This window comes from Synechococcus sp. R3-13 (assembly GCF_047462195.1).
Taxonomy (GTDB): domain Bacteria; phylum Cyanobacteriota; class Cyanobacteriia; order Thermostichales; family Thermostichaceae; genus Thermostichus.
The window spans coordinates 1-6,742 of record NZ_JANSIO010000120.1; the positions used below are offsets into that span (position 1 = coordinate 1).

The following is a 6,742-nucleotide window of genomic DNA, read 5'->3' on the forward strand; positions in this document are numbered from 1 at the left end:
CTTTTGATGGGCGCTTAATCGATTGGGAACTGTTGAACGAGGCGCAGCGAGCCTGGCTGGACGAGTATCACCGGCAGGTTTACGCCATGCACCACGCCACCTTGCCAGAACAGGATGCCGCCTGGCTAAAATGCGCCTGCGGACTGAGCTGATGTACTCGCGCAAGCGTTGCGCGGCGATTACAAATCCCCTGGCAAAGAACGCAGGAAGGATCCCTGCAGTTGACCACATGCGGCATTGCCATCCAAGCCACGGGTTTGGCGCACAGTGGCCCGCACTTGGTGCTGTTCGAGCTGGCGGACGAACTCTCTGACCCGTGTCGGGTGGGGGCGTTGATAGTCGGCTCCAGAGATAGGGTTGTAAGGGATCAGGTTCACGTGCAGTTGCACCCCTGACCGGCTGGCCTGCTGCAGCAATTGCGCCAGTTGGCGGGCATGAATGGGCAGATCGTTGACCCCCGATAGCAGGGTATATTCAAAACTGACTCGCCGCCCGGTGCGCAGCATGTAGTCGCGGCAATCCTGGATCAGAGTGTCCAGAGGGTAGTGGGCTGCCGAGGGGATCAACCGTTGCCGCAGGTCTTGATTGGGGGCATGCAAGCTGACGGCCAGGGTAACTTGCAGATCCTGCTGCGCCAGCCAGGCAATTTGCCGGGGTACCCCCACCGTCGAGAGGGTGATATGCCGTTGGCCGATGCCGATATCTTGATTCAGGCTGCGGATGGCTTGTACCACCGTATCGCGGTTGAGCAGGGGTTCCCCCATGCCCATAAAGACCACATGGCTGACGCGACGGCCAAAATCTTCCTGCACCGTCAACACCTGATCCAGAATCTCGTGCAGCTCTAGGTTGCGCCGGTAGCCCATCTTGCCGGTGGCACAGAAATCGCAGGCCATCGGGCAGCCCACCTGAGAAGAGACGCAGACCGTCAGACGCTTGGCCGTTGGGATCCCTACCGTTTCGATCAACTGCCCATCCGCCAACCCCAGCAGAAACTTCACAGTACCATCGCGGGCCTCTGTCCGCTGCACAATGCGCGAGCGTCCCACTGGGTAGCTTTGCACCGCCTCTCGCCAAGCCCTAGGAAACACCGTCACCTGTTCCAGGGAGCGGATCCCTTTTTGGTAGATCCAAGCATGCAGTTGTTGCCCGCGATAGGCCGGCTGTCCTTGAGCAACTGCCCAGTCTTTCAGAGCAGACAAGGACTGCCCCAGCAGGGGAATGGGTAGGGCCGACATAAATCCATCTCAAAAGCACAGGAGTCTGGCTCCTTCACTCTAGCCTGTCCCCGTGACCCAATCTCCTTCAGTCCAGTGGAAGTGATAAAATGGGGTGCCGTTGCCGGATGTTGAAGTGCTGGTCGTCATCGACAACTACGACAGCTTCACCTACAACCTGGTGCAGTATCTGGGGGAGTTGGGAGCCCAGCTACAGGTTTTTCGCAATGACCAGCTCTCCGTTGACGACCTGCGCCGCATGCAGCCGCAAGCGGTGGTCATCTCTCCTGGGCCAGGGCGGCCAGAAGATGCCGGGATCTCCCTGGAGTTGATTCGGGAGCTGGGGCCAGAGCTGCCGATCCTGGGCGTTTGTCTGGGGCACCAGTGCATTGGGCAGGTCTACGGTGGTCAGATCGTGCGCGCACCTGAGCTGATGCATGGCAAAACCTCGCTCATTTACCATCGAGGGGTGGGAGTGTTTGAGGGGTTGAGCCAGCCTTTCACGGCCACCCGCTACCACAGCTTGGTGATCGAGCCTTCTACGTGTCCTGACGAGCTGGAGGTGACGGCCCAAACCAGCGATGGGATCATCATGGGGGTACGCCACCGCCGCTATCCCCATGTTCAGGGCGTGCAGTTCCACCCGGAGAGCATCTTGACCGCCGAGGGCAAGCGCTTGTTGAGCAACTTCCTGCGCAGCGCCCAGGCCTTAACTGCTGCTCAGCCCAATGCTTCGCAAGTATCCCAGGAATCTGTTGCCGTTGTTACATCAGGGATCCCCACTCCATGAAGCGTCGCCAGCTTCTGCAAGCCAGCGCTGGGCTGCTGGGATCGATGGCCGTGAACCTGGCCAGAGGGCGCAAAGCGGGCGCTCAGACAGCTCCGGCACAAGGTTCGGAAACGCCAACAACCCCAGGGTCTATAGAGTTCACTCCCGGCTCCAGCTCGCAGGGGCTGCAACTGACTTGGCTGCACCACAGTTGTGTTTTGTTCGAGGGGGAGGGCCGACGGTTTCTGGTCAACCCGTTTCGGCCGGCGGGCTGTACGGCTGGCTATCCTGCCCCACGAGTTGCTGCCGATCTGGTGTTGCTCAGCAGCCGCTTGTTGGATGAGGGCGCTTTGGATGTGGTGCCCGGCAACCCAAGGGTGCTGTTTCAGCCGGGGGACTATCTGATCGACGGGATCCGGGTGCAAGGAGTACGCATGCCCCGTGGCCCTCGCTTTGGCGTAAACGTGGGTTGGCGCTGGCGCATGGCTGGGATCGACATTGTCCATTTGGGAGGGGCGCTGCAGCCAATTACGCGGGAGCAGTCCATCCTGCTTGCTCGTCCCGACCTGTTGCTGGTGCCAGTGGGGGGTGGGCCGAAAAATTACGATCCTGCCGGGGCCAAGGCGGCCATTGAGGCGCTGCAGCCCAAGCTGGTCATCCCCACCATGTATCGCACGGCCGCCGCCGAGGAATCCCAATGCGAGCTGCTGCCGCTGCAGGAGTTTTTGCGTCTCTTCCCCGCTGCTGCCGCGCAACCTGCCCTCAGCAACCCGTTGCTGCTCTCGGCCCAGGCTCTGCCCAGGCAGGGGCTCGCCATCCTTTTCTTTGAGGAATAGGGCTATGCGAGGTCAGGTCCTAAAAATCGCTGTCGGACTGGGATCCCTGCTAGTGGGGGGTCTGGGATTCTATGGATACTCCCTACCAGAAGATCCACAAGCCTTGGCCCAAGCCAACCCGCTGCGGCTGCAACTGGCTCTCTGGCTGGGGAAAGACGCCAACGCTGTCGATGAGCGGGGCAAGACAGCCCTGTTTTTCGTGGAGAGCGGCCTCAACGCCCATCTTTTGCTGGCAGCGGGGGCGGATCCCAATCAACTAGACCATGGGGGAGCTAGCCCACTGCACCAAGCGGCTCGCCTGGGCAACCCTGAGGTTACGAAAGCCCTGCTCGAGGGAGGGGCCGAGGTGAACGCTCGTTTTGGCGCCGGTGGCCTTCCCCTGCATTTTGCCGCTTGGTCCGGCAACCCCGAGGTCGTTCGGCTGCTGCTGGAACATGGCTCCGAGATCGACGAGCCGGACGGCTACGGCCTCACCCCCCTGCAAATTGCCCAGGACATGCGCCGCTGGGAAGCTGCAACCCTGTTGTCCCGCTGGCCCCGCTCCGCCTCAACCGACGGGCATACAGATTGATTCCCCTTCTCTACCACCCCAGCACCCAGGCGAAGATCAAAGGCGCCACGATGGTGGCATCCGACTCGATGACAAATTTGGGGGTGTCGATCCCCAATTTGCCCCAGGTGATCTTCTCATTGGGCACTGCCCCCGAGTAGGAACCGTAGCTGGTGGTGGAGTCGCTGATCTGGCAGAAATAGCCCCACAGGGGTACGCCCTGGCGACCCAGATCTTGATGGAGCATGGGCACCACACAAATGGGGAAATCCCCAGCAATGCCGCCGCCAATTTGAAAGAAGCCAATGGAGCACTCCGCCGAGGTGTGCGTGTACCAGTCCGCCAGGTGGATCATGTACTCGATCCCTGTGCGGACGGTATGCACATTGCGGATCTCACCCGTGATGCAGTGGGCGGCATACATGTTGCCGGTGGTGGAGTCCTCCCATCCCGGCACATAGATGGGCAAGTTGGCCTCCATAGCGGCGTAAACCCAAGAATCCCGGGGATTAATTTGGTAGTAGGGCTCCAGCCGGCCGCTGCGCAGGATGCGGTAGATAAACTCGTGCGGGAAGTAGTGTTCCCCGGCCTGGTCGGCAGCCATCCACTCTTCCAAGAGGGCTTTTTCTAGGCGCCGCATCGCCTCCTCTTCGGGAATGCAGGTATCGGTTACCCGGTTCAGGTGCCGCTCCAGCAGCTCCTGCTCCTGCTGCGGGCTAAGATCGCGGTAGTGGGGCACCCGCTCGTAGAACTCATGGGCGATGAGGTTGAAGATGTCCTCTTCTAGGTTGGCGCCGGTGCAGGAGATGGCGTGCACCTTGTTCTGCCGGATCATTTCCGCTAGGGAAAGGCCCAGCTCCGCTGTGCTCATGGCGCCGGCCAGGGTCACCATCATCTTGCCGCCCTTTTCCAGGTGAGCACAGTAGCCCTTGGCCGCATCCACCAGCGCGGCTGCGTTGAAGTGGCGAAAATGATGTTGGATAAATTGGCTGACGGGGCTGTTGGTCACGATTTTTCCGGTCACTCTGACCTGGTGAAGCACGGTTTTCTAGTCTATCAACTTTAGGGGCGCTGACAAGCTTTGCTTGGGGATACCTTTATCGGTATTGGCAACCATTCCCCTGCAGGTCGGCTGGAGCAGGTTGCGTTGCGAAGCCGGGATCCCATACCGGTTCTCACCCGGCCTTGGCTGAGACAAAGGGATCGCCTGCCCATGTCAGAATGGTGGCAAATCACCGCCCTATATCCGTTCACGCTATCTGTTCACGTTGGGTTCATGCCTCCTGTCAGCACCGTCGAGCCAGCCGAGCCCATTGCCGAAGTCCAATCTCCTGAGCTGGCTTCTTCTCCTGCCGAGCCATTGCCTGGCGCTGTGGACATGTCAGTGCCAACAACGACCGGGATCTCTATGGGATCCCTGCAGCGCTGGTGGGCGCGATGGAAGCAAAAACTGCGGTTGGAAACTCAGTTGCTCTTTGTGGCAACGCTGGTGGTCTCATTGGTGGTGAGCAGTTTCACCTTCTGGGCCGTCAGCACCGTGCAGCAGGATGCCCGCTTCAACGAGGCCCGCTTTGGCCGAGATCTGGGGCTGCTCTTGGCCGCCAATGTCGCCCCCCTGATTGCGGAAGATCGCATTGGCGAAGTGGCGCAACTGTCCCGCCAGTACTTTGAGAGCACCAGCAGCATCCGCTATCTGCTCTATGCCGATCCCGAAGGAAACATCTACTACGGGATCCCGTTTTCCAACCAAGAGGTGAAAACCTCCCTCAGCCTCACCCGTCGCATGCAACTGCCGGACAATCGCCCCCCTGCTGAGGGCCAACCGCTGGTGCGCACCCACCTCACTCCTGCCGGGCGGGTGACGGATATTTTTGTCGGCATCTATCATCAGGGCCGCTTTTTGGGCACCCTCGGCCTGGGGATCAATCCCAATCCTGCCTTGGTGCGCTCCACCCAGCTGGCGCGGGAGGTCTCGATTGGGGTGTTTTTGGCGGTGTGGGTCTTGGCCATCCTGGGAGCGGTGGTCAATGCCCTCACCATCACCTATCCCATCAAAGAGCTGGTCAAAGGTGTCCAGGAGATCACCAAAGGTAACTTCAAGCAGCGCATCGACCTGCCCTTCGGGGGAGAGCTGGCCCAGCTCATCGACAGCTTTAACGAGATGGCGGAGCGGCTGCAAAGCTACGAAGAGCAAAACATCGAGGAACTGGCTGCCGCCAAAGCCAAGTTGGAGACCTTGGTCTTCTCCATCGTCGATGCTGCCATTTTGCTGGATGCCGAGTTGCGGGTGCTGCTGCTCAACCCTGCCGCCTCTCGTATGTTTGGCTGGGAAGGGGATCCCGTTTTGGGCAAACCCTTGCCGGAGCTGTTGCCGGAGGATCTGCGGCAGCAACTGGCCCGCCCTCTGATGCACATTGCCCGCGGGGATCAAGAAGCAGAGGAAGTTCGCGTCAACCTCACCGGCCCCACCAAGCGTGTTATCCGCATCCTGCTTTCGCCGGTGTCGGATCCGCGGCGGCAAAATCTCAAGGGGATCGTGATGACGGTGCAGGACATCACCCGCGAGGCAGAGCTCAACGAAGCCAAGGCCCAATTCATCAGCAACATCAGCCACGAGCTGCGCACCCCCCTCTTCAGCATCAAGTCTTTTATCGAGACCCTCTACGAGTACGGCGAGCAGATGTCCCCCGCCGAGCGGCAGGATTATCTGGAAATTGCCAACCGCGAAACCGACCGCCTCACCCGCCTGGTCAACGATGTTTTGGATTTGTCTCGTCTGGAATCGGGCAAGCAGTACCACTTTGAAGGTGTCGACATCGCGGCAGTGATCGAGCAAACGCTGCGCACCCATCACCTGCAGGCCCGCGACAAAGGGATCCAGCTGCGCAAGTTCGTCGATCCGGATCTGCCGCTGGTCTGGGGCAACTACGATCTGCTGCTGCAGGTGATGACCAATCTCCTGGGCAATGCCCTCAAGTTCACCCCCTCAGGGGGCCTGGTGACGGTGCATGCCCACCTGGTGGTTCAGGCGGATGGATCCCCGCAGGCAGTGCGCGTGGCGGTGGCCGATACGGGCATTGGCATTGCCCCAGAGGATCAAGAGCGGATTTTTGACCGCTTTTTCCGGGTGGAGAACCGCGTGCATACCCTGGAGGGGACGGGCTTGGGCTTAGCCATTGTGCGCAACATTCTGGAAAAGCACCACACCTGCATCCGCCTGGAGAGCAAACTGGAACAGGGATCCACCTTTTGGTTCGATCTGCATCTGTATGCAGAGGGCTCGCCCCTGGAGTTCACGGATCCGCCCGCCGAGACGGATCCCCCCAGTTGCGCTTGGCGGGAGCATGCCTCTAACCCCCAAAACCCTGAA

7 protein-coding genes are annotated in these 6,742 nt (G+C 60.3%); 5 read left to right on the forward strand and 2 right to left on the reverse strand.

The window, feature by feature from the left end; translation table 11 throughout:
* The coding region (locus NW856_RS04000) for a M24 family metallopeptidase C-terminal domain-containing protein (protein WP_414399230.1) at positions 1-152 on the forward strand (152 nt) is incomplete at its 5' end.
* A 27-nt stretch (positions 153-179) separates the two neighbouring features.
* Here the strand turns inward: NW856_RS04000 and rlmN are convergent.
* Positions 180-1,238, reverse strand: a complete 1,059-nt coding sequence (gene rlmN, locus NW856_RS04005) for a 23S rRNA (adenine(2503)-C(2))-methyltransferase RlmN (RefSeq protein WP_414399223.1) — start codon at positions 1,236-1,238, stop codon at positions 180-182.
* A gap of 115 nt (positions 1,239-1,353) precedes the next feature.
* On the opposite strand from rlmN, the gene NW856_RS04010 reads away from it, so the two are divergent.
* From NW856_RS04010 to NW856_RS04020, 3 genes are read left to right on the forward strand one after another with little or no spacing between them, the layout of a single operon-like run.
* The gene (locus tag NW856_RS04010; RefSeq protein WP_414399232.1) at positions 1,354-2,007 is read left to right on the forward strand and encodes an anthranilate synthase component II; all 654 of its coding nucleotides are present in this window, start codon (positions 1,354-1,356) and stop codon (positions 2,005-2,007) included.
* Positions 2,004-2,822 carry an MBL fold metallo-hydrolase gene (locus NW856_RS04015; RefSeq protein ID WP_414399225.1) on the forward strand — a complete coding sequence of 273 codons (819 nt, stop codon included), beginning with the start codon at positions 2,004-2,006 and terminating at the stop codon, positions 2,820-2,822. Before NW856_RS04010 ends, NW856_RS04015 begins: the two co-directional genes overlap by 4 nt.
* Before the next feature lie 4 nt (positions 2,823-2,826).
* Positions 2,827-3,393 carry an ankyrin repeat domain-containing protein gene (locus tag NW856_RS04020; RefSeq protein WP_414399227.1) on the forward strand — a complete coding sequence of 189 codons (567 nt, stop codon included), beginning with the start codon at positions 2,827-2,829 and terminating at the stop codon, positions 3,391-3,393.
* A 10-nt stretch (positions 3,394-3,403) separates the two neighbouring features.
* On the opposite strand, the gene NW856_RS04025 is transcribed toward NW856_RS04020, so the two are convergent.
* Positions 3,404-4,396 (reverse strand): deoxyhypusine synthase family protein, encoded by a 993-nt coding sequence (locus NW856_RS04025; protein WP_414399228.1) that lies wholly within the window; start codon positions 4,394-4,396, stop codon positions 3,404-3,406.
* A 348-nt stretch (positions 4,397-4,744) separates the two neighbouring features.
* On the opposite strand from NW856_RS04025, the gene NW856_RS04030 reads away from it, so the two are divergent.
* On the forward strand, positions 4,745-6,742 hold a 1,998-nt coding region (locus tag NW856_RS04030), incomplete at its 3' end, for an ATP-binding protein (protein WP_414399234.1).